The following is a 708-nucleotide window of genomic DNA, read 5'->3' on the forward strand; positions in this document are numbered from 1 at the left end:
AAATTGGTAAGGATGTAATGAAGAATGGACATAAAATTGAATATTATTATAAGCCGCTAGATCAGCATCGTATTGGATATGTCATGTACATGAGGAATACTAAAAAGGGAGATGCTCAGATGGCATTTGTCGGCGTTAATCCTCAAGGTCAAATAGCGACAATCCATACTAAGAGTGGTAAAGATATTTGGAAATTACTTAACGGTGATAAAAATAACAAAACTATTAATTTAGTTCCAAGGGATATCAACGGATTATAATCATGAAATATTATGCAAAAATTATTTCTTTGAATGAAAATATTGAAGAAGAAGCTACTCTATCATTCGGAGAGTATGAAATATGTTGTTTTATAAATGATTTTCCAACATCTTTGCAAGTTGGTAATACTTACTTAGTTGAGCTTGGATTTATGTTTTTAGATGATGTTAAAATTGAGCCATCTAAGGAAAAAAGCATATCATTAAAACAACAAGGAAATACATTTTCTTATGAAATGAATGGTTATTTGGTAGAAGATAAATTATTTTTGTCTAATTTAGTATTTCAAGATGAATTATTATATGAATACTCATATTTAGAAAATGAGTATATCAAAATTTATCCAGATAGAATTACTGTTTCTTTCCTTTAATTAGCTCTTCTTTCTCTTAAAAAACCGGATAGATCCCCGTGATCTTCCGGCTTTCTTCTTTTAAGAGCGGCTCA

Annotated in this window: 2 protein-coding genes; both read left to right on the forward strand. The window is 29.5% G+C overall.

The window, feature by feature from the left end; translation table 11 throughout:
• A partial coding sequence (locus tag PSI17_RS17175) for a hypothetical protein (RefSeq protein WP_273553106.1) occupies nt 1–260 on the forward strand: 260 nt, incomplete at its 5' end.
• A gap of 2 nt (nt 261–262) precedes the next feature.
• Nucleotides 263–634 carry a hypothetical protein gene (locus PSI17_RS17180; protein ID WP_273553107.1) on the forward strand — a complete coding sequence of 124 codons (372 nt, stop codon included), beginning with the start codon at nt 263–265 and terminating at the stop codon, nt 632–634.
• Nucleotides 635–708: the final 74 nt, after the last annotated feature.

Source organism: Xenorhabdus sp. IM139775, from assembly GCF_028598745.1.
In the GTDB taxonomy this organism is placed as follows: Bacteria; Pseudomonadota; Gammaproteobacteria; order Enterobacterales; family Enterobacteriaceae; genus Xenorhabdus.

What these genes read in the sequence shown, in the direction of transcription:
- PSI17_RS17180 (WP_273553107.1), top strand. Translation starts at nt 263, where the DNA reads ATGAAATATTATGCAAAAATTATTTCTTTGAATGAAAATATTGAAGAA.